Origin of the sequence: Streptomyces sp. NPDC096013 (genome assembly GCF_044763565.1) — a bacterium.
GTDB lineage: Bacteria > Actinomycetota > Actinomycetes > Streptomycetales > Streptomycetaceae > Streptomyces.
Genome location: NZ_JBIWGK010000001.1, coordinates 70,204 through 89,870, shown reverse-complemented (window position 1 = coordinate 89,870; position 19,667 = coordinate 70,204). Strand labels below are relative to the sequence as shown.

Here is a 19,667-nt window from a genome sequence, read left to right as displayed (position 1 = left end):
GGCGGACGCGACGGACTGGTGAGGCGCGGGTATCGCCGGGCCCCCGGCGTCTGATGAAGTGATCAAGAGTGACTCAAGGGTCGATGTCGGGGTGCTGGATGCGGTGCGGTGTCGCCGGCTCACGACGAAGGTCCCTCGGCGCGGGTGCCGGGGGCTTCTCGCGGGTCAGGCGACGAAGGCGTGCGGACCGGTGCCGGAGCGGTGACCGGGTCCGCCGACAGCGGTCCTGCCGGGGAGGCCGTCGGCCCCCGCGCGGTCGGTGTGCCCGTGGCCGGTCGTCCGCGGTCCTACGACGCCGGACCCGCCGGTCGCCGTACGGCGGTCGTGCGTCGTCCGGCCGGTGCGCTCGTGCACGGCGAGCGGCCTCCCGGCGGACTGGGGTGTGGCCATGGGACGGTGCCCTTTCGGAACGACGCGTGGAGTGGGCAGGCGGAACAGGGGAGTTGAGTCCGACCCGCGTCAATGGTCGGTCCCCGCCCCGTGCCGTTCAGGATGGCGCAAACTACGCCCCTCGCGGGGCGAATTCGATCTGTTGCCCTCACCGATCCTGACCGCGCGCCCACCGGAGCACCGGCCACACCCCGCGGATCGGCGCCCTCGGCGCCGGCCCGGCCGGCACCGGACCGCCGGAGATCGGCGTCAGCCCGGCCCCGGCCCCGACCCCGCTCACCCCGCCCCCACCGCGATTGTTAGCCTCGCTCATGGCCAAGTTCCCCCTGCCCCGACATGGAGCGCGATGAGTACCGTCGCCGCCGCCTCCTTCCCGCTCGGCGCGGGGACGACGCTCGCCGAACTCGCCCGGGACCCGCACGCGCGGCTGGCGCGGCTCCGGGAGAGTGAACCCGTGTCCTGGCTGCCCGAGTTGAACGGCTGGCTGGTCACCCGGCGCGACCTCGCGCTGGGGGTGATGCGGGACGCGGCCACCTACACCGTGGACGACCCGCGCTTCTCCACCGCCCAGGTCGTCGGCCCGAGCATGCTCTCCCTCGACGGAGAACAGCACGCCCGCCACCGCGAACCCTTCACCGCCCCCTTCCGCCCGCGCGAAGTGCACGACGGCTTCGCCTCGTTCATCGAGCGCGAGACCGACCGCCTCGTCACCGCGCTGCACCCGGCCGGCACCGGCGAACTGCGCCGCGCCTTCGCGGGCCCGCTCGCGGTCGCCGTCGTCACCGAGGCGCTCGGCCTCACCGGCACCACCCCGGACACGGTCCTCACCTGGTACGACGCGATCGTACGGTCGGTCTCGGACATCACCGCGGGACACGAGGCAGGAGCCGCCGGCACCCGGGCCTACGCCGAACTCCGCGCCTCCGTCGAAGCCACCGTCGCCGACCGGACCGCGGCCTCACTCCTCGTCTCCGCCGCCGGACAGCTCACCGTGCCCGAAGTGGCCTCCAACGCCGCCGTGTTGATGTTCGGCGGCATCGAGACCACCGAGGCGATGATCACCAACGCGCTGCTGCACCTCCTCCGTCACCCCGACCAACTCGCCCTCGTCCAGGCCGACATGAACCTGCTGGACGGCGCGATCGAGGAGTCGCTGCGCCTCGAACCCGGTGCCGCCGTCGTGGACCGCTACGCCACCCGCGACACCGTCCTCGGTGACGCCACGATCCGCGCGGGCGACCTGGTCACCGTCTCCCTCACCGGCGCCAACCGCGACCCGGCCGTCTTCCCCGACCCCGACCGCTTCGACGTCCGCCGCGAGAACGCCCGCCTCCAACTCGCCTTCGCCCACGGCCCGCACTACTGCCTCGCCGCCCACCTGGCCCGGCTGGAGACCCGCATCGCCCTCCGGCACCTCCTCGACCGCCTCCCGGCCCTGCGCCTCGACCCGGACCACCCGACCGCCCCGCACGGCCTGGTGTTCCGCAAGCCGCCGACCCTGCACGTCCTGTGGGACGCCACGGCCTGACGCGGCGGCGGGAGGTGCACCGGTGGCCCTTGCCAGGCCCTGGGCGGGGCAGGGGAAGCCGCCGGAGAAGCAGGGGAGACGTGTCCTGGGGCGGTGCCCGGTGAACTGCCCCTCGCTCGCCGGGTGTTGGCGCCCAGCCCCGCGCCTTGTCAGGGCAGGATCGAGTCGATGTAACCCCCGTCGACGCGCAGGGCGCCGCCCGTCGTGGCCGAGGCCTGGTCGGAGCTGAGGTAGACGACCATGTGCGCGATCTCCTCGGGCTCGATCAGCCGTTGCAGCAGCGACTGCGGCCGGTGCTCGCGCATGAACTCGCGCTGGGCCTCGTCCCAGGGCAGGTCGCGGTCGACGAGTTCGTAGACGAAGTCCTCGACGCCCCCGGTGTGGGTGGGACCGGCGATCACCGAGTTGACCGTCACGCCGGTGCCCGCAGCCTGCTTCGCGAAGCCGCGGCCGACGGCGAGGAGCGCGGTCTTGGACATGCCGTAGTGGATCATCTCGGCCGGGATGACCACCGCCGAGTCGCTGGCGATGTACTGGACGCGGCCCCAGCCGCGCCCGGTCATGCCCGGCAGGTACGTCCGGGTCAGCCGGATCGCGGCCAGCACGTTCACCTCGAAGTAGCGCCGCCACTCCTCGTCGCTGATCTCCAAGGGGTCGGCCGAGCCGAAGATGCCCAGATTGTTGACGAGGATGTCCACCCGCGGCAGCGCCTCCAGGGCGCGCCGCGCGCCCTCCTCGTCCGTCACGTCGGCGGCCACCGGGACGAAGTCCGCACCCGGCACCTCCGCCTTCAGCCGCTCCACGGCCTCCGCGACCCGCCGCTCGTCCCGGCCGTTCACACCCACCCGGGCACCGGAACGGGCGAGTCCGGCGGCGACGGCCGCGCCGATGCCCTGCGTCGAGCCCGTCACCAGGGCGGTGCGTCCCGTCAGATCGATCTGCATCGTGGAACCAGTCCCTTGTCGCCGTCTGCCTGCCCTGCCTGCCGGTACGTCCCCTGCCAGCCTGGCGCCGGTGCCATCGGCCCGCCACCCCGGCCGGTTCGGACGGGTACCCGGGTCAGGACGGATTCCCGGGTCTTTTTCCAATCCTGGCGTCGGGGCGGGCTGAAACGCGAAGTCGGGGGCACTCGGACTCTGCGGCACCGATGGGCGCCGCTTCCCGAAGGAAAAGAGATAGCCGTGTACATCGGTCTCGGTACCGTCGTCCTGATCATCGTCATAGTCGCCGTCGTCATGATGCTGCGCCGCGGCTGACCCGTACCTTTCGCGCAGCACGCGCAGCCATGACCACAGCCCGCCCTGGATCGCCTGTTCCGGATCCCGTGGCGGGCATGGGCATGTACACGGCGGCAGCGTGCCGGGTGTCGGGAACGATCAGGAAACCGCCGTCATTCGCCGCTTCATCTGCGGAAGAAGCGCAGAAGCCGTCACATCGGGGATGACACGGATTTTTCCCCCGCTCTGCCCCTACCTTCAGTCCTTCGGCGCCGAGGCCGCACGGCACCGGCGCGAGGGGGCGAAGGAACAGTGCGTGAACGGCTCTACGGGATGGACCCGTTGTTCGACGGGTTGGTGCCCGGCCTCGTCGGCTTTGACCAAAACGGCGGCCGACATCCCCGGGTGGCAACCCCCGGCGCCGTCGCCGTCATCGAACTCGTCGGCGGCCGGTGCAGCGGCAGGACCAGCGCGCTCGCGGCCCTGTCCGCCGCCTACGCCCCCCTCGTTCCGCTGGTGCGCGCGGACCTCGCGGCGCCGGGATTCGGGGACCCGTTCCTCGCCGGTCTGCCGGATGCCCGCCCGGACGGCTCGCACCTCACCGACCTGCTCTACCTGCTGTCGTACAAACTCGGCCTGCGCGTCCGCAGGACCATGCAGCCCCTGCGTTTTCCCCGGCTGTCCCTTGGCCTGCTGGCGGTGACGGCCTGGCGCGCCGACGAGACGTCCACCGCCGCCGACACGGTGTCGCCGCAGGATTTGCGCCGCGCCGAGCAGCGCCTCCGCGAGGTCATCGGCCGGAACGGCGACGGCCAGGGGGAGCGCCGGGTACGGCTCGCCGAGTGGATCCAGGCCCTCGAACGGAACCTTCCCGCCGGCGCGTCCGGTCTCGGCCCCCTGGAGGGCGCGGGCCGGGCCGCGCTCAGGACCTCCGTGCCCCTCCTGTCGGCGTCGCGGTGAACCGCGGCGCACTGCGCTGGTGGGACGACCACCTGAGGCACGAGCAGGGCGACGCCGTACAGAAACTCTTCGGATTCGTACGGGACTTCCGTCGCCCGGGCGGCGACCGGCTTCCCCTGGAGGCGAGCCTCATCGGCGCCTTCCTCGCGGACATCACCCACCACTACGGCCCCCTGCGCCGCGGGAACGAGGTGCCCCCGCCCCTGATCCTCCTCGACAACACCCACGCACCGCTCGGCGCCCGCCTCCTCGGACCGCTGCGGCGCGAGGGCACCGACAGGGACGCGATGGGCCCGGTCGTGGTGGCCGCCCGGCTCGGTGACGCCAGCGCCCATCGCGCCCTGCGCCAGGTCGGCGACCCGTCCGCCGCCCTCGGGCAACTGGCCGACGGCGTACTGCGGTTGGGCCTGCCCACGCTGGAGCGCGGTGACATCGACCGGGTCCTCGGTACCGCGGACCGGCCGCCGTATCTGCCGCTGCTGATCGACCGGTTCGCCGGCGGCCGGGCGGGCAGTGCCCGCACCCTCGCCGGGGCAGCGGACGCCCTGGCCCCCGACCGCGCGCCCGACGCGCACCCGGCGGCCTCGCTGCTCGACGCCGTCGTGGCGGACGACGGGGGCGGCTCCACGGCGGACAGGCTGCTGGCCGCCCTGTTGCCCGAGCCCGCTCAGCGTTCGCGACTGGCGTTGCTGGCCTCGGCGCTGGACGCCGCCGCCGCGCGTCGGCTGTGGAGCGGGCTGTACCCCGGGGACACCCTGGAGGGGCGGGTGCGGGAGGCGCTCGAACTGCTGGAGGGCGTCTGCGGGGCACCCGTGTCGTGGCCTGGCACCGACGGCTCCGTGCCCTTCGTCGCCGACCCCGCCCTGCGACTGCTGCTCCTCCACCGCCTGCGGACAATGACCGCACCGGAGGGCTGGCGCGGGATCCATCTGCACCTGCGGAGCGGCTACGCACCGGACGGCGGGGCGGGGCCGGTCCCGGCCGCGTATCTGCACCACACCCTCGCCCTGGGGCGCACCGACGAGGTCGTCCGCTCCCTGCACGACGCCCTCGCCCGCAGCACACCGGCCGCGTGGCTGGCGGCCGTGAACATCGTCTGTGCCGCCCCGCATCCGCCGGCGGGGTTCGAGGCCGTACCCGTCGACGAGCCTTGCGGTGGCTGCCGTCAGGACGCTTCGGCCACCCGCAGCGAGGTCGTTCACCGGGCCGTGGCGCGGCTGGTGGAGGCCCTGTGGGAGCAGTCGGACCCGCTGAACGCCCCCTGCCCCGACCGTATCGACCAAGTGGAGTCCGCGTTGCGCACGTTGTACGAGCACGAGCCCAGCGACACCTTCCGGCAGGCCCTCCGGCACTGGTCCGCGCGACTGCGCGAGGGCGTCCAGGCCCCGCACCTGACCGTGCCGGAAGGAACCGGACGATGACGTTCCGCAGGCCGGGCCGCCTGACCTGCCGGGCCCTGTTCGTGGCGTTCCTCCTCGTCGTGTCCCTGGGCTCCTTCTACGGCTGCCGCGCCTACTACGACGACTCCTGCGGCGCCGGGGTGCACGAGGAGTCGCCCGGGCATGAGTGCGTCGGCGTCACCGACGGCAGCGTGAGCTTCGACCCCGCCCTGGACCAGGTGTCCGCCCGCGTCAAGGCCGAGAACGACAGGGTGGCCAGGTCCGGTGACCCGTACGCCACCATCGCGCTGATGGTCCCGATGGACGTCGCGGGACCGACGAGCGCGGTCGACCGCAAGCACATCCTGTGGGAGGTGCAGGGCGCCTACTTCGCCCAGTACCGCGCCAACCACCAGAACAACCAGCGGGCACCCGCGATCCGCCTGGTGCTGGCCAACCCCGGTGTGGGGGGCCTCCATTGGCGCCGCGTGGCCGGCCGGCTCGCGGACATGGCGGCCTCGCCCACCCACCGGCTGCGCGCCGTCTTCGGCTTCGACATCAGCATCCCCACCACCGAGCGGACCATCGACTATCTGACGAACGACCGGAAGATCCCCGTCGTCGGCGGCGCACTCTCCGCCGACGACATCGCCAACACACCGCAACACCCGCACGCCTACGAGGGGTTGGTGCGGGTCAACCCCAGCAACACCGACCAGGCCTCCGCCCTCGCCCACGCCGACCGGGGTGTCGCGGCGCGGCAGACGGTCCTGGTGGAGGACGCACGGGACGACGACAACTACATCACCAGCCTCCGGAAGGTGTTCGAGGCCCGGACCACGGGAGCGCCACTGGCCCCCGAGCAGTACCGGTCCCCGCAGGACATCAACGTGTCGGGCACGACCTCGAACGACTTCCGGCAGATCGTCGCCAACATCTGCGAATCCCCGGCCAAGGAGATCTACTTCGCGGGCCGGCCGGTCCAACTGCGCCAGTTCCTCAACGAACTCGGCCACCGCGGCTGTCACGCCCGCTCCTACACCGTCATCACGGGCCCGGCCGCCAACGCCCTGCCGCTGGACGGCCAGTTGGAGTGGGACACCCTGCGCCAGGGTGTCACGCTGGAGTTCACCGCCTCCTCGCACCCGGACGCCTGGACCGGCCCGCACACCCCGGCGACGGGCGGCTCACCCGAGGCATTCAGGGCGCTGGAACAGCTGACGCACCATCAACTCACCGGCTCCGTGGGCCCGGTGGACCTGGCCGACTCCCGCGCCATCATCACCTACGACTCGGCCTCGACCGCCATCCAGGGCATCCGCGACGAGGCCGTCGGGGGCCACGCCGTCCCCTCCACCGACGCGGTCCGCGACGCCTGGCTGCAACTGCACGGCACCGGACGCGTCGAGGGCGCCAGCGGCTGGATCTGCCTCGACAACCAGGGCAACCCCTACGACAAGGCGGTGGCCGTCGTACGCCTCGACCCCACCACCCACACGGACCGCTTCGTCACCCTGTCCTGGCCGACAGGCCGGCCGCCGACGGGGAGTTGCACGGCCCCGCGCTCATCGACGACTTCATGACCGCACCGGCCTGAGAGCAACCGACGGTCGCCTCAGGCCGCCGTGCCAGCCCGGCGTCGTATGCGACGTTCACCGCCGGGCCCGGTCCCACGCGCCGATGCTGGCGAGGATGCGGTTGACGTGGGACGTCTCCCCTTCTCAGTCTCACGCCGGGTGTTCGGCACACAGGCAGCCGACGCCCTTGTCGATCCAGTCCCGTTCGGCCCACTCCGGATGCCGCTCGACCATCAGCGCCCTGACCTCCTCGACGATCGTCGCCTCACTCATCGCGGAGTCGCGCCGCACCCAGGTCTCGTCCCGCAGCAGCCGCAGATAGTCACGGACGTCCGCGAGCAACTCCGGCCCGCCGACGCCACCGTGGCCCGGTACGACGACCCGCGCCCCCTCACCCGCGAGCCGCTCCATCACCGCGATCCAGCGCGTACCGGAGACATCGGTGTCGTACGGCGGGAACCACGGGAAGATCGCGAACTGTCCCGCCTCCACCAGATCCCCGGTGAACAGCACGCCCGCGTCCGGCACCCGTACCACCTGGTCGCCTTTGCTGTGCGCCCGGCCGGTGGCCCTCAACTGCACGACCCGGCCGCCGAGTTCGAGGTCGTAGGCGTCATCGTAGACGAGGTCGGGTTCCGGCAGGACGACCCCTTCGAGCTGCCGGGCGACCGGTGCGCCGAGCCCCCGGAACATGTCGAGGTAGCCCGCGCCCTTCACCTTCAGGTCCTCGGCCTGCGCGCGGTTCACGAGGAACGTCGCCTCGCCCGTGAACGTCTGCGCCCCGAAGGCGTGTTCAGGGTGGAAGTGGGTCGTCGTGAGATAGATCCTGCGGCCCTTGGCGTACTCGGCCGCGAACTCCAGCACCTTCTCGGCGTTCCGCGGCCCCAGCCCCGTCTCCACGACGAGCACCGCGTCCCGGCCGCCGATGACCCCGATGTTCGGCACCAACTGCACCCGCCCGTCGGGTACGACCACCACGTCGCGGTCCAGTTCCCGGACGTCGGTGATGTGCACGACGGGGTCGTGCGACACGGGGTCGGCCATGGTGACTCCTCAGCGGTAGGGCGGTCTCGTCCGCCCACCACTCCACCGCCGGACCCCCGAAGGTGTCCAAGACCGATCCTGTACGGCCGATACCGGCTCGGTATCATCGCCGGTCATGGAGCTACGCACGCTGCGCTACTTCGTGGCGGTCGCCGAGGAACTCCACTTCGGCCGGGCCGCCGCACGGCTGCGGATGACCCAGCCGCCGCTGAGCCGGGCGATCAGACAGCTGGAGGCCGACCTCGGCTGCGTCCTGCTGCTCCGTTCACCGACGGGGGTCGCGCTGACCCCGGCCGGAGACCTGCTGCACGAGGAGGCGTGCGCGCTGCTGGCGCGGGCCGACCGGATGCGGGAGCGGGTGGCCGAACTGGCCGGACCGGTCACGCTGACCGTGGGCACCCTCGCCGACAGCGCGGAGCGGTTCGGGACCCGGCTGGCCGCCGCGTACCGCGAACACCATCCCGCCGCACGCATCCTGATCCGTGAGTCGGACCTGACCGATCCGACCGCCGGACTACGGGCCGGCCTCGTGGACGTGGCGCTGACCAGGGCACCCTTCGACGACACCGGCATCGCCACCCGCACCCTGCGCTCGGAACGCGTCGGTGTGGTCCTCCGTGCGGACGACCCCCTCGCGCAGCGGGACAGCCTGCTGCTGGCCGACCTCGCCGGGCGCCGCTGGTTCCGCTTCCCGGACGGCACGGACCCGGTCTGGCACGCCTACTGGACGGGCTCGGCGGACGGCGGCCGACGCCGCGACGGGCCCGTCGTACGGACGGCTCACGAGTGCCTCCAGTCGGTGCTCTGGAACGGAACCGTCGGGCTGATGCCGCTCGGGCACGACCTGCCGGAGGGGCTGACGGTGGTACCGCTGACCGACATGGCGCCGAGCCGGTTCGTCATCGCGTGGCGCGCCACCGACACCGGCCCGCTGATCCGGTCGTTCGTCCGGATCGCCGAGAGCGTGCATCGCGACACCGCGCCGGACCGCGTGGGCTGAGGACCGGACGACGCCGGAGGACGACAGACACCCCCGGGTTCACCGGAACTCGTGCACCACCCGGATCTCCCCGACGATGTGCGCGTTGAACTCGTCCAGCTCCTCGGCCGGGACCCACAGCTCCAGGATCGTCCGGCCGCCCGCCTGCTGGACGGGGTAGCGGACCACGAACTCCGCGTCCACGTCGAAGCGCGTCACGAAACCGGCGCCGTCGTGCCTGACGTTCCAGTCCCGCGCGATCCTGATCGCGTAGTCCTCGTTCAGGACCGGGTAGAAGATCGGCTGCTCCGGCAGCCGGGGCGGCCAGGCACGCCAGTCCAGAGCACGGACCAGGTCCAGCTCCTTGGGGCCGGTCGGGCGCCAGAGGGTGGTCGTGGGGCGCCGGTTCATCATCGGATTCGCTCTCTGCCGTTCTCTGCCGTTCCCTGCCGTTCTCTGCGGAGGGGGCAGGGGATCGGATCAAGGGATCGGACCGGACCATATCGGCGACACCAGCCACCAGGCCACGGAGTTTCGCACCCCTGGGGGCCGGCCCTCGCCCCAACCGATCCCACCGCACCACGGGTCGCTACCGCCCGAACGCCCGCGCGGGTGTTGGGATGGGGGCGGCAGAAAGGGACGGGTGTGGACGACGACGGGGTTGACGGGACAGAGGTGGGTTCGGCGGATCGGTTCGTGCTGGCGGAGCGGGCCGTCTCGGCCATCGGATCGACGCTCGACGAACGCAGGACCGCGGCGGAGTGCGCGCGGTTCCTGGTCGACGGGCTGTGCGACGCCGCGGCCGTGGACCTGTTCGCGCAGGACGAGGCACGCCCGGCCCCGCACGGCATGCTCCACCCGATGGCGGCCGAGGGTCACAAGGAACTGCTGGACAGCCTCCGCACCGCGCCCCGCGAGGACGTCATGGTCCGCGCCCTGGACGCGGGCCATCCCATCACCACGTCGTTCACCACGAACGACCACGGCGTCATCGCCGCCCTCTCCGTACCGCTGACCGCCTGGGGCAAGGTCTACGGCGCCCTCCTCGCGATCCGGGCCGGCCGCACCTTCACCGACGCCGAGGCCGCCGCCGTGCACTACGCGGCCCGCCTCACCGCCGCCCATCTGCACCACGCCGTCGAACACCACCGCCTGCGCACCACCGCCCTCAACCTCCAGCAGGTCCTGCTCACCGAACCCAGCCGCCCCCACCCCAACGTCGACATGGCCACCCGCTACCTCCCCGCGGGCACCGGCACCCTCGTCGGCGGCGACTGGTTCGAGGCCGTACGACTGCACTACGGCCGCACTCTCCTCGTCATCGGGGACGTCATGGGCCACGGTCTGGACGCGGCCGTCGACATGAACGCGTACCGCTCGATGCTGCGCTACGTCGCCTCCACGGACCTGCCGCCCCACCGCATCCTGCGCCAGATGGACACCGCCATGTCCGAGGAGCACAACCGCCGCCCCGCGACCTGCCTCCTCGCCCTCCTCGACCCCGAGCGCGGCACGGCGGCCTTCGCGAGCGTCGGCCATCTCCCGCCCGCCGTCTTCCACCGCGACGGCGCCGGTGAACTCATCCCCGTCCCCGTCGGGCCGCCCCTCGGCACGGGCCTCGCCGACTTCGAGATGACCACGCTCACCCTCACCCCCGAGGACACCCTCGTCATGTTCACCGACGGCCTGGTCGAGCGCCGCGACGAGGACATCGACGTCTCCCTGGCCCGGCTGGCCCGGCTCCGCCTCCACCCCGGCCAGGGGGTCTCCCGCCTCCTCGACGACATCGTGCTGCGCCTCCACGTCCAGGAGGCGGAGGACGACGTGGCCGCGATCGCCGCCCGCCTCCGACCGAGGAACCCGGCTTAGCGACTCGGGCCCGGTGCGCATCGAACCGGTCGTCCGCTGACGCAGGAGTACCGGTCGTTCGACCACTGCTTTCGACCACTACGTCGGCACCCCTGTCCGACGTTCGCGGTCGCGGGCGGCGTCACCCCGAAAGCGCCTCCCGCGCCGCGGCCACCGCCCGCTCGGCGTATCCCCGTCCGAACAGCACCACATGCACCAGCAGGGGAAACAGCTGGTGCAGCCCGATGCGGTCGGTCCAGCCGGGGGCGAGTGGTGCCGCCTCCTGGTAGCCGGCCAGGATGTCGGACAGATGGGGGCAGCCGAAGAGGTGCAGCATCGCGAGGTCGGTCTCCCGGTGGCCGCCGTGGGCGGCCGGGTCGATCAGCCGGACGTGGCCGTCGGCGCCCCAGAGCACGTTGCCGTTCCAGAGGTCACCGTGCAGTCGCGCGGGTGGCTCGGCGGGACCGGCGAGTTGGGGCAGCCGTTCGCAGACCGCCTCCACCACGGACGCCTCGGCGGGCCGCAGCGTGCCCGCGTCGACCGCGCGCCGCAGATAGGGCAACACCCGTTGCCCGGCGTACCAGTTGGGCCAGTCGTCGGCGGGTACGTTGCGCATCGGCGCGAGCCCGATGTACGCGTCCGCGGGACCGCCGGGCGGGGGTGCCCCGAACGCGGGTGCGCCCGAGGCGTGCAGCGCGGCCAGGTCGCGGCCGAACCGGACGGCGGCCCGCGCACTCGCCGGCCCGGTGCGGACGAGGTCGGTGACCAGCCAGCGTTCGTCCACCCCGCGCACCGCGGGGACACGCACCGCACCGGCCTGAGCCAGCCACCGCAGCCCCGCCGCCTCGGCAGCCACCGCGCCCGGGGCATCGTCGCCCTTGACCACCACCAACTGCCCATCTTCCAGGGTGACTTCGGCTACCGTCCCGGACAACGGGCGCTCACCGGTCACCACGCCCCCGGTGAGCCGGGCAGCCGCGCCACCCGCACTCTCGCCGTCGATCACGGCGCCGGCGTACGGGCGGAGAGCGGGCGCACGTGAGCGCACGGTGAGGCACAGAGACCGGACTCGTGCAGCACCCGGTCGACCGTCGCCTCCAGCGGACTCGTCGCCGGGACCATCGACTCCACACCGCCGGGCAGCAGGTCCAACGGCATGTACCACCGCCGGAGTTGCTCCTCGGTGACCTCGTCGGCGATGGGCTTCGTGGCGTGCCGGGCCAGGGTCTCCTCGAACGGCACGTCGAGGTAGTAGCAGTGCGTGCGGCCGGGGTGGTCGGCGAGGAGCCCGGCCAGCATCTCGCCGTAGTGAGGGGACTGGAGGATGCCTTCCAGCACGGTGTGGAAGCCGTGCGCGAGGGCGTGCCGGACGGTCAGGTCGATCAGGCCGATGTTCGCGCCGCCGGGGAGGTCGCGCTCGCGCAGCACCTCGCGCCGCAGGACGTCCTGGCGGACCAGGGCGATCCCCCGGCCGTACCGCTCGCGCAGACCGGTGGCGACCGCACTCTTGCCGGAGGCGCTGTTGCCGCGCAGGACGATCAGCCGGGTGGGAGAGGAAGGCGTGGTCACCAGGGCAGCCTATCCACCGTGTGGCACTGAGTGACCGGGTGATCGCAAAGTGCCCCCTGGGGCGCATCCATTCTGCCTATATCGTAGGAAAATGGTGTGATAGCGGCGATTGGTGGCAGGGCCATGGCGGACGCGGAGATCGACTACGCGGCGGTGTTCCAAGGGCTGCCCGGCATGGTGGCCCTGCTGACCCCCGACCTGGTGTACGCGGACGCCAACGAGGAATTCCTCCGCATGTCCGGCCGCACCCGCGAGCAGGTCGTCGGCCGCTTCCTCTTCGACGTCTTCCCCGACAACCCGAACGACCCGGCCGCCACCGGCATGCGCAACCTGGAGACCTCACTGCGCCGCGTCCTGTCCACCGGCGAACGCGACGCCATGGCCCTGCAGCGCTACGACGTCGAGTCGACGGCCCGCCCCGGACACTGGGAGCAGCGCTACTGGAGCCCGGTCAACGCCCCCGTGCTCGGTCAGGACGGCAAGGTCGTCCTCCTCGTCCACCGGGTCGAGGACGTCACCGAACTGATCCGGGCCCGCGCCGACTCCGGCAGCGGCCGCACCCGTGTCCTGGAGGCCGACCTGTACACCCGCGCCCGCGAACTCCAGGACGTCAACGAACGGCTGCGCAGCGCCCACGCCCGCGAACGCGAGGTCGCCCTCGCCCTCCAGGACGCGATGCTCCCCACCCGCCGCCAGCGCGCCCACCACCAGATCGCCGTCCGCTACCGGCCCGCGGTCGGCTCCCTGAACGTCTGCGGCGACTGGTACGACGTCGTCGACCTGGTCGGCGGCAACCGCATCGGCGTCTCCGTCGGCGACGTCGTCGGACACGGCCTGGCCGCCGCCGGCGTCATGGGCCAGCTGCGCAGCGCGCTGACCGCCGCCTCACGCGTCGCGGCCGGCCCCGCCGAGGCCCTCGACGTCCTGGGCCGCTACGCCCACGTGGTCGACGGCGCCGAGTCCGCCACGGCCGTCACCACGTTCGTCGACTTCGACCGCCTCACCATCACCTACAGCAGCGCCGGACACCCACCACCCGTCCTGGTCCATCCCGACGGCCGCGTCGAATTCCTCGACCGGGCCACCGACCCGCCCCTCGACGCCCGCCCCGACCCGATACGCCGACCCCAGGCCACCACCACGTTCTCCCGCGGCTCCACCCTCGTCCTCTACACCGACGGCCTCGTCGAACGCCGCCGCGAGGACATCGACACCGGCCTCAACCGCCTCGCCGACTCCCTCCTCCGCCACCTCGGCACCGACCCCGAAGCCCTCGCCGACGCCGTACTCCTCGAACTCCTCCCGCACGGGGGCGCCACCGACGACACGGTCCTGATCATCGTCCGGCTCTGACCCGCGGTGCGCGGGGGCGGGTCAGACGACGATGGAGGTCATCGCCGCCCACAGCAGCGGCGCGTGCTCGATACGGCCCTCCGCGCGCCAGCGGTCCAGCTGCTCGCGCTGCCAGCCGCCGAGGCTCAGTACCGGGTCCTCGTGCTCGTGCGCGGTGTCGACGGCGACGATCGCCTCCGTCAACGGGCGTACGGACTCGGGTAGTTGGGCCAGCCGGTGGAAGGCGAAGCTGGTCGGCAGGACCCAGCGGGTGGCGGTGACCAGTTCGGCGCCGTTGTGCAGCATCGCCGTCGCCAGGCCGAACGACTCGGCGAACCGCAGATCGCCGCCGCTCTCACAGCCGATGAGGGCGACCCGGGGCGGTGCCGGCCAGATCCGCGCACCGGGCTCACCGTCCGCGCGCAGCGGCAGCGAGCCCAGCAAGAGGTCCTTGGCGGAGAGCGGACGGTGGGTACGGACAGGTTCGGCGAGGCCGGTGGCGCCCGCGGCGCAGCACAGGTGCAGGGTGCCGTCCTCGCTCTGACCGCCCTCGACCGGCGCACCGCTCACATGGCCGACGTACAGCAGCCTGCGCGCGCCCTCGCGCAGCACGTCGCTCAGCCACTCCCGGTCCAGATCGGTGCGGCGGAAGGCCTCGGCCGGGGCGGCCACGGACGGTACGACGGGACCCGCGTCGAGGCGGGTCCGGACCAGCGCCGACAGCTCCGGGTCCGAGCCGGGAGGCCCCAGGACCGAGCCGAGAGCGGAGTCGGCGCGGAAGCCTGGGACGCGGGGGTCGAGGACGAGGACGACCGGGCCCGCGCCCGCACCCCGCGGCCGGCCGGTCGCCGGGGTCCGTGGCCGCAGGGACGCCGGTGCGGTGGTCACGACGTCCGCGAGGTCGATGAGCCGCACGTCGGTGCCGGCGTCGACGGCGAGCAGCTCCCAGGGGACCTGGGCGACCCGGGGCGAGGGCTGGATGCGTACGAGAGGACGGCCCGCGCGCTCCGCCACCTGGCGCAGCTGCGCGGTGAGTTGCTCCGGCCACAGCGCCTCGGCCAGCGCCCGCGCGAGCCGGCGTTCCCTTCCGCGTTCGGTCAGCGCGCCCGTGTCGAAGGCACGCCGCATGCCCTCGGCGCCGTCGTCCGCCCCCGGCAGCGCGTCCGCCAACTCCCGTACCGCCTGGTCGACTTCGGCGCCGGGACCGTGACCGGTGCCGAAACCCCGGGCCCCGCCCGCCCACGTCCAGGTCATGAACAGATCCCCGGCGTCGGCCAGCCGGACCTGGACCACCGGACGGCTCGTCATGTCGTCGGTGATCCAGAACGGCACCTCCTCCTCGTGCACGATCCGCCGGCGGTACCTGAACTCGGCCGCGGCGATGTACTCCTGGAGCGCGACCCGGCCCGGACCCGACTGCGCCGACATCCGCACCTTCGGCGGCGGCGCGACCCGCAGCCCGGCCGAGACGGCGGCCTCCGCCGCGACACCGCCGAGCGTCGTCGTGCCCTCGGCGTGCCCGGGCGGTCCGTACGACTTCATGGCCGCGCCGGGGAAGACCGACGTCGCGTCGTCGGCCGGGTGGGCGGGCGAGGGGCGGTCCAGGGCCAACGAGGCGCCGGCGCAGCGGTGTTCGGCCAGTTCGAAGAGGAGACCCTGGTCCTGGCGGCGGATGGCGAGGCGGAACACCAACCGCATCGCCTCGTCCGCCAGTTGGAGCCACTGGCTGCGGGCGTGGGCGGTCGCGAAGTCGTAGCGCGCCGCCTCCAGGGTCAGAGCGGCGGGCAGGGCGAGGGAGAGCGCGGTGTCGACGGATTGCCGTTCGTGGTCGCCGTGGTCGGTCCGGCCGAGGTTGTCCTCAAGGGTGCGCGCGAGCATGAGGTCGACCTGCGCGCACCGCTCGTACACCTCCCGCTCCTGGTACACGTCACGGGCGCTCTGGGCCAGCCGCTTCATCTCGTCGATGTCGCCCCGGTCGTAAGCGTGTTGGGCGCCCAGCAGCATCGTGTGCGCGGCGGCGATCGAGGCACCGAGCCGCTCGAACCGGGCCAGGCTCGCCGCCAGCAGGTCCTCCGCGCCGAGGGCGTCCCCGCGCCGCCCGGCGAGAAAGGCGCGGGCCTGCTCGCACACCGCCAGGTCACCGAACCACCGCTGCCGCTCGAAGAACGCCGACGCCTCCGCGAACAACCGCTCCGCCAGACCCAGTTCGCCCCGGTGCATCGCCGCGTACGCCCGGTGCGCGAGCAGCGTCCGCTCGCCGCCGGTGTCGCCGATCGCCCGGAAGTGGCCCTCCGCGCGGGCGAAGTAGTCCTCGGCCGCTTCGAACCGCCCGGTGGAGGAGCAGATCAGCCCGAGGGCGACCAGCAGCCGCGGGACGGTCTCCACCGCAGTCGTCGGCGTGGTCGACAGCAGCGCCGATGCCTGGTCCTCGGCGGCTCCCCACTCACCCCGGTCCATCAGCAAGTGCACGCGGTTCAGGCCGAGTTCGGAGGTACGCAGCCCGTCGGGGTCGTCGAACTCGGGCAGCCTGAGCGCCGCTTCGTCGAGACAGGCCAGCGCTTCGTCCAGCCGTCCGGTCGTGCGCAGGAGGTCGGACCCGGCGATCAGCGTCCGCAGCAGCATCTCCAGCCACAGCTGACGCCCGCGCGGGCCCATCGGTGCCGATGCGATGCCGTCGAGCAGGGCGCGGGAACGCTGGTTGGCGTCCTCCGCGCCTGCCAGGTCCGTCGCGGTGAGGCGGACGCTCGCGATGTCCGAGAGGAGATGTGCCCGGAGGAACTGGACGTCAGGGGAGTCCTCGATGGACTCGGCCAGGGCGAGCAGTTCCTCGTAGACGGTTATCGCGGTGGTGAGGTCGGCGGCCAGCTGGAGTCGCTCGGCGCGGGCGAAACCGCTGTCGAAGGGTTCTCCGTAGAGCCGCGTCACCCCGTCGTCCGGGGTGTGGTCCGCGTCGTTGCCGGTGGTGCGGTCCACGCCTGTGTCGGTGGTGTGGTCCACGCCGCTGTCGGTGGTGCGATCCGCCTCATCGCTCGTCGCGCGGCCCACTCCGTCGCCCACCGCGCGGGCTCTCTCGTCCGGCATCCGTCAGTAGTCCTCGTCGGTGGTGGCGGCGGCGATCTCGGCGAGGAAAGGTGCCGAAGTGCCGTTGTGCGGAGGCGAGTCGAGTGGTTCGGGCTGAGCTGCCGCCGCCGCTGTCGCGAGGCGTCGCCGGGCCAGGGTTCGGATCGCCTCGCGGTCGGCGCCGCCTTCGGGACCCGGACCCGGGTCGAACCCGGGCAGGAGCACGCCGAGTTCGATGCGCGGCTCGGTCTCCCCGGCCGGAACGTCCAGGTCGGCCCGGCCGGACCACACGTCGACCCGGCGGGAGAGGGGCACTCGGCTCCGGGGACCGTCGTTCACCCGGACCTCGGCGGCGAGGGGCACCTCGGCGACCGGCGCCGCGATGTGCGCGACGACCTCGACCTCGATCTGCCGTCGCGCGCCGAGTGCGCGGGCGGTCCAGGACACGGCGGCCTCCGAGGCGTCGACGAAGCCGGGCGGGTAGCGCCGCCAGTCGTTGATGCCCACGCCCCGGGCGATCACCCGGCCGCCCGTGACGAGGGGTTCGCCGGCGGCGAGGGCGTAGTCGTCGTGCCGTGCGAACAGCGCGATGGCCTCGACCCGGGTGCCGTCCGGGCGGGGCCGGTCCAGGGCCGCGCGGAGGTGGCGCAGCGCCTCCCCGTCCAACCCGGCGCCGTCCGCCGCGTCGTCGACCGTTCGCAGAACGCTCTCCAGTCGCAGTGCCGTGCCGCTCGACGGCGGTGTGGAGTGCCACCACTGGATCAACGCGTCGAGGGCGGCCTCGTGGTCCCCGACCAACTCGGCCACGCAGTCGTCGGGTTGATCGTCATCCGTGTCGAACAACTGCTGGCACGTGTGGGTCAGCGCGGCCAACTCCAGCCCGAGCACGTCCGGTTGGAGCGCGGGGATTCCGTCCAGCTGAGACGCGGGCCACCACCGCGCCGACCAGTGCCCGAAACCGAGCCGGGCGGCGCTGCCCGCGAGCGGGGTCGGCTCCGCGGGCACCCGCACGTGCGCCAACTCGCCCACCGCACAGGCGTGTACGGCAGCGGCGACCTGTTCGCCGTAGACCGCCCACAGCCACTGTTGCGCCCGCGCCGCGTCATGGATCTCGGCCGTGGGCAACTCCGCGCCCCCGAGAACGGGCCAGGCGAGAACAGCCCCCGCGACATCGAGAACCGCACGGGTGACGTCGGAGGCGGCGGCAGGACCCCCGACGACGCGGACCGTGCCGTCCTCCCCGCACGAGACAACGACCTCGCCCTCGCCGGCCCCCGGCGCCATCACGCGCTCCTCGACTCGGCCGCACATTCAAGGTCGGGCGCCGCCACCGACCCCACCGACCCCGCCGACAACGTCCGCAACGCCGCCCGCACCCGGGCTCGATGGTCCATCATCACGGAGCGGGCGACCCCGTCGAGCACGGCCCAGGCCGCCCCCGCATCCGCGAGCGCGGCGTCCCGGACGTCGCGCCCGTGCAACCGCACCCAGAGCCGCCGCATGTACGCGGTCCACGGTGTCCGGAGATCCTGGGCGAGCGCGTCCAGGGCACCTGCGTCCGGATCGGGGTGCGGTGAGACGGTCATCCGGCGGGCGCGCAGGACCGAAGCCTCCCTGCGCCAGCGGCTGTTGACGGCCCGGTGTGCCGAGGTGAGACCCGGTGCGGGCGCCGCGATGCCCAACGGGTCGAGATCCACGGCGAGTCGGCCGCCGAGGACGACGGCGACGCGCAGGCTCTCGTCGTACAGACCGAGCGGAGCGCAGCTGCGGCCGACCTCGCGCCCGACGAGTTCCGGCACGGTGGACAACTCCTCGCGCCGGGACGACGATTGGAGCACGACGAAGAGCCGCTCGAAGAGCGTGCGGTCCAGCGGCGCCGGCAGCGTGGCCGTCGAGGCACCCCGGCCGACCTCCGGAAGCGGCGGCAACCGCCTTTCGCTCAGGCCGAGATGGGCCGGGAGATCCGCACGCCCCCAGACCCCGTCCGCCTGTGCCCACAAGGTCCGTCCGACCAGAGCACCGTGTCCCGCCGCCACCATCGACGCATAAGCCGGTGAGTCCCGTGGCTCCTCCGTCCCGCCACAGGCCTCCAGAACCTCACCTGCCAGCGCGACCGCAATGGACGTACCACCGACCGGAGTCGACACCCGGCCATCCCACGCGACCGCCAACTCCCGCTCCAGCCGGGCAAATTCGGCCGCACCTGCCAGATACCGCTTCAGCGCGTCCACCGTACGGCCGCCGTCCGCGTCCGCGACCTCCTCGACGACCGCTCTGGCCAACGCGCCCGCAGTCGGGCCGGGTTCGCCATGTTCGGCGGCCAGTTCGAAGCACCGCTGGAAGTACAGATCCTGGGGGTGGCCCGCGACGATGCCCAGTGCCCGGCGGGTCCGCTTCAGCAAGGTGAACCACTGTGCCGTCGCGACGAGCCGCGCGCCGGACTCCCGTATCAGCGCGTCGAGACGCGCGGCCGGTTCCGGTGCGAGGAAGTCGGCGGCGAGGTCGGTGTGCAGGGCCGGCCTGACGACCAACGGCAGCAGGATCAGTTTGACCGTCCGGGTCAGTGGGGCGCCGCCGGGGCCGCTGAGCGATTCGAGCCCGGGGCCGAGCGCACGCCACGCGCCGTCGATGACCATGGCACGCGGTCGGCGCTCGCCCGTCGGCTGGCTCGGAAACGGCATGTCAGGAGGGTACGTCGTCCGAGTTCGGGCGGGCGAACCTGGGATCGGTAGGCGTTCCGGGCCGCCTAACGTCCACAGGGACAGCGGGAGACACGGGCATCCG

Annotated in this window: 16 protein-coding genes; 7 read left to right on the top strand and 9 right to left on the bottom strand. The window is 72.9% G+C overall.

Features of this window, described 5'->3' with window-relative positions; all coding sequences use genetic code 11:
• Positions 1-165: 165 nt before the first annotated feature.
• Positions 166-390 carry a hypothetical protein gene (locus tag ACIRB1_RS00425; protein ID WP_403463963.1) on the bottom strand — a complete coding sequence of 75 codons (225 nt, stop codon included), beginning with the start codon at positions 388-390 and terminating at the stop codon, positions 166-168.
• Positions 391-736: 346 nt separating this feature from the next.
• Here ACIRB1_RS00425 and ACIRB1_RS00420 point away from each other — a divergent pair, with 346 nt between their 5' ends.
• A complete protein-coding gene (locus tag ACIRB1_RS00420; RefSeq protein ID WP_403463962.1) occupies positions 737-1,918 on the top strand; it encodes a cytochrome P450 in 1,182 nt (393 codons plus the stop codon).
• Positions 1,919-2,067: 149 nt separating this feature from the next.
• Here the strand turns inward: ACIRB1_RS00420 and ACIRB1_RS00415 are convergent, their stop codons facing one another.
• Entirely contained in the window at positions 2,068-2,862 is a 795-nt protein-coding gene (locus tag ACIRB1_RS00415) for an SDR family NAD(P)-dependent oxidoreductase (RefSeq protein ID WP_403463961.1), read from the bottom strand.
• A 585-nt stretch (positions 2,863-3,447) separates the two neighbouring features.
• On the opposite strand from ACIRB1_RS00415, the gene ACIRB1_RS00410 reads away from it, so the two are divergent.
• The 3 genes from ACIRB1_RS00410 to ACIRB1_RS00400 are packed head-to-tail and all read left to right on the top strand — an operon-like array spanning position 3,448 to position 7,057.
• Entirely contained in the window at positions 3,448-4,095 is a 648-nt protein-coding gene (locus ACIRB1_RS00410; protein WP_403463959.1) for a hypothetical protein, read from the top strand.
• A complete protein-coding gene (locus ACIRB1_RS00405) occupies positions 4,092-5,516 on the top strand; it encodes a hypothetical protein (RefSeq protein WP_403463958.1) in 1,425 nt (474 codons plus the stop codon). Before ACIRB1_RS00410 ends, ACIRB1_RS00405 begins: the two co-directional genes overlap by 4 nt.
• The gene (locus tag ACIRB1_RS00400; protein WP_403463957.1) at positions 5,513-7,057 is read left to right on the top strand and encodes a hypothetical protein; all 1,545 of its coding nucleotides are present in this window, start codon (positions 5,513-5,515) and stop codon (positions 7,055-7,057) included. Before ACIRB1_RS00405 ends, ACIRB1_RS00400 begins: the two co-directional genes overlap by 4 nt.
• 144 nt (positions 7,058-7,201) lie before the next feature.
• Here ACIRB1_RS00400 and ACIRB1_RS00395 read toward each other — a convergent pair whose 3' ends face one another.
• Entirely contained in the window at positions 7,202-8,095 is an 894-nt protein-coding gene (locus tag ACIRB1_RS00395; protein WP_352178362.1) for an MBL fold metallo-hydrolase, read from the bottom strand.
• 115 nt (positions 8,096-8,210) lie between these two features.
• Between ACIRB1_RS00395 and ACIRB1_RS00390 the strand changes: the two genes are divergently transcribed.
• Positions 8,211-9,095: a LysR substrate-binding domain-containing protein gene (locus ACIRB1_RS00390; protein ID WP_403463956.1), complete on the top strand. Its 885-nt coding sequence runs from the start codon at positions 8,211-8,213 to the stop codon at positions 9,093-9,095.
• A 39-nt stretch (positions 9,096-9,134) separates the two neighbouring features.
• On the opposite strand, the gene ACIRB1_RS00385 is transcribed toward ACIRB1_RS00390, so the two are convergent.
• Positions 9,135-9,488: a hypothetical protein gene (locus ACIRB1_RS00385; protein ID WP_403463955.1), complete on the bottom strand. Its 354-nt coding sequence runs from the start codon at positions 9,486-9,488 to the stop codon at positions 9,135-9,137.
• Positions 9,489-9,719: 231 nt separating this feature from the next.
• On the opposite strand from ACIRB1_RS00385, the gene ACIRB1_RS00380 reads away from it, so the two are divergent.
• Positions 9,720-10,943 (top strand): PP2C family protein-serine/threonine phosphatase, encoded by a 1,224-nt coding sequence (locus ACIRB1_RS00380; protein ID WP_403463954.1) that lies wholly within the window; start codon positions 9,720-9,722, stop codon positions 10,941-10,943.
• Positions 10,944-11,064: 121 nt separating this feature from the next.
• On the opposite strand, the gene ACIRB1_RS00375 is transcribed toward ACIRB1_RS00380, so the two are convergent.
• Both ACIRB1_RS00375 and ACIRB1_RS00370 read right to left on the bottom strand, forming a co-directional pair.
• A complete protein-coding gene (locus ACIRB1_RS00375) occupies positions 11,065-11,928 on the bottom strand; it encodes a fructosamine kinase family protein (RefSeq protein WP_403463953.1) in 864 nt (287 codons plus the stop codon).
• On the bottom strand, positions 11,925-12,491 hold the full coding sequence (locus tag ACIRB1_RS00370; protein WP_403463952.1) for an AAA family ATPase: 567 nt from the start codon (positions 12,489-12,491) through the stop codon (positions 11,925-11,927). Before ACIRB1_RS00370 ends, ACIRB1_RS00375 begins: the two co-directional genes overlap by 4 nt.
• A 123-nt stretch (positions 12,492-12,614) precedes the next feature.
• Here ACIRB1_RS00370 and ACIRB1_RS00365 point away from each other — a divergent pair, with 123 nt between their 5' ends.
• The gene (locus ACIRB1_RS00365) at positions 12,615-13,844 is read left to right on the top strand and encodes a SpoIIE family protein phosphatase (protein ID WP_352178368.1); all 1,230 of its coding nucleotides are present in this window, start codon (positions 12,615-12,617) and stop codon (positions 13,842-13,844) included.
• Between the two features lie 21 nt (positions 13,845-13,865).
• Here the strand turns inward: ACIRB1_RS00365 and ACIRB1_RS00360 are convergent, their stop codons facing one another.
• Genes ACIRB1_RS00360 through ACIRB1_RS00350 form a run of 3 tightly spaced genes read right to left on the bottom strand, consistent with a single transcriptional unit; the run spans position 13,866 to position 19,564 of the window.
• Positions 13,866-16,904, bottom strand: coding sequence for a hypothetical protein (locus ACIRB1_RS00360; RefSeq protein WP_403463951.1), 3,039 nt, complete (start codon positions 16,902-16,904; stop codon positions 13,866-13,868).
• 3 nt (positions 16,905-16,907) lie between these two features.
• Positions 16,908-18,167 carry a hypothetical protein gene (locus tag ACIRB1_RS00355; RefSeq protein ID WP_403463950.1) on the bottom strand — a complete coding sequence of 420 codons (1,260 nt, stop codon included), beginning with the start codon at positions 18,165-18,167 and terminating at the stop codon, positions 16,908-16,910.
• On the bottom strand, positions 18,167-19,564 hold the full coding sequence (locus ACIRB1_RS00350; protein WP_403463949.1) for a hypothetical protein: 1,398 nt from the start codon (positions 19,562-19,564) through the stop codon (positions 18,167-18,169). The genes ACIRB1_RS00355 and ACIRB1_RS00350 overlap by 1 nt, the downstream gene beginning before the upstream one ends.
• Positions 19,565-19,667 lie beyond the last annotated feature (103 nt).

What these genes read in the sequence shown, in the direction of transcription:
- ACIRB1_RS00425 (WP_403463963.1), bottom strand. Translation starts at nt 390, where the DNA reads ATGGCCACACCCCAGTCCGCCGGGAGGCCGCTCGCCGTGCACGAGCGC.
- ACIRB1_RS00420 (WP_403463962.1), top strand. Translation starts at nt 737, where the DNA reads ATGAGTACCGTCGCCGCCGCCTCCTTCCCGCTCGGCGCGGGGACGACG.
- ACIRB1_RS00415 (WP_403463961.1), bottom strand. Translation starts at nt 2,862, where the DNA reads ATGCAGATCGATCTGACGGGACGCACCGCCCTGGTGACGGGCTCGACG.
- ACIRB1_RS00400 (WP_403463957.1), top strand. Translation starts at nt 5,513, where the DNA reads ATGACGTTCCGCAGGCCGGGCCGCCTGACCTGCCGGGCCCTGTTCGTG.
- ACIRB1_RS00395 (WP_352178362.1), bottom strand. Translation starts at nt 8,095, where the DNA reads ATGGCCGACCCCGTGTCGCACGACCCCGTCGTGCACATCACCGACGTC.
- ACIRB1_RS00390 (WP_403463956.1), top strand. Translation starts at nt 8,211, where the DNA reads ATGGAGCTACGCACGCTGCGCTACTTCGTGGCGGTCGCCGAGGAACTC.
- ACIRB1_RS00385 (WP_403463955.1), bottom strand. Translation starts at nt 9,488, where the DNA reads ATGATGAACCGGCGCCCCACGACCACCCTCTGGCGCCCGACCGGCCCC.
- ACIRB1_RS00365 (WP_352178368.1), top strand. Translation starts at nt 12,615, where the DNA reads ATGGCGGACGCGGAGATCGACTACGCGGCGGTGTTCCAAGGGCTGCCC.
- ACIRB1_RS00360 (WP_403463951.1), bottom strand. Translation starts at nt 16,904, where the DNA reads ATGCCGGACGAGAGAGCCCGCGCGGTGGGCGACGGAGTGGGCCGCGCG.
- ACIRB1_RS00355 (WP_403463950.1), bottom strand. Translation starts at nt 18,167, where the DNA reads ATGGCGCCGGGGGCCGGCGAGGGCGAGGTCGTTGTCTCGTGCGGGGAG.
- ACIRB1_RS00350 (WP_403463949.1), bottom strand. Translation starts at nt 19,564, where the DNA reads ATGCCGTTTCCGAGCCAGCCGACGGGCGAGCGCCGACCGCGTGCCATG.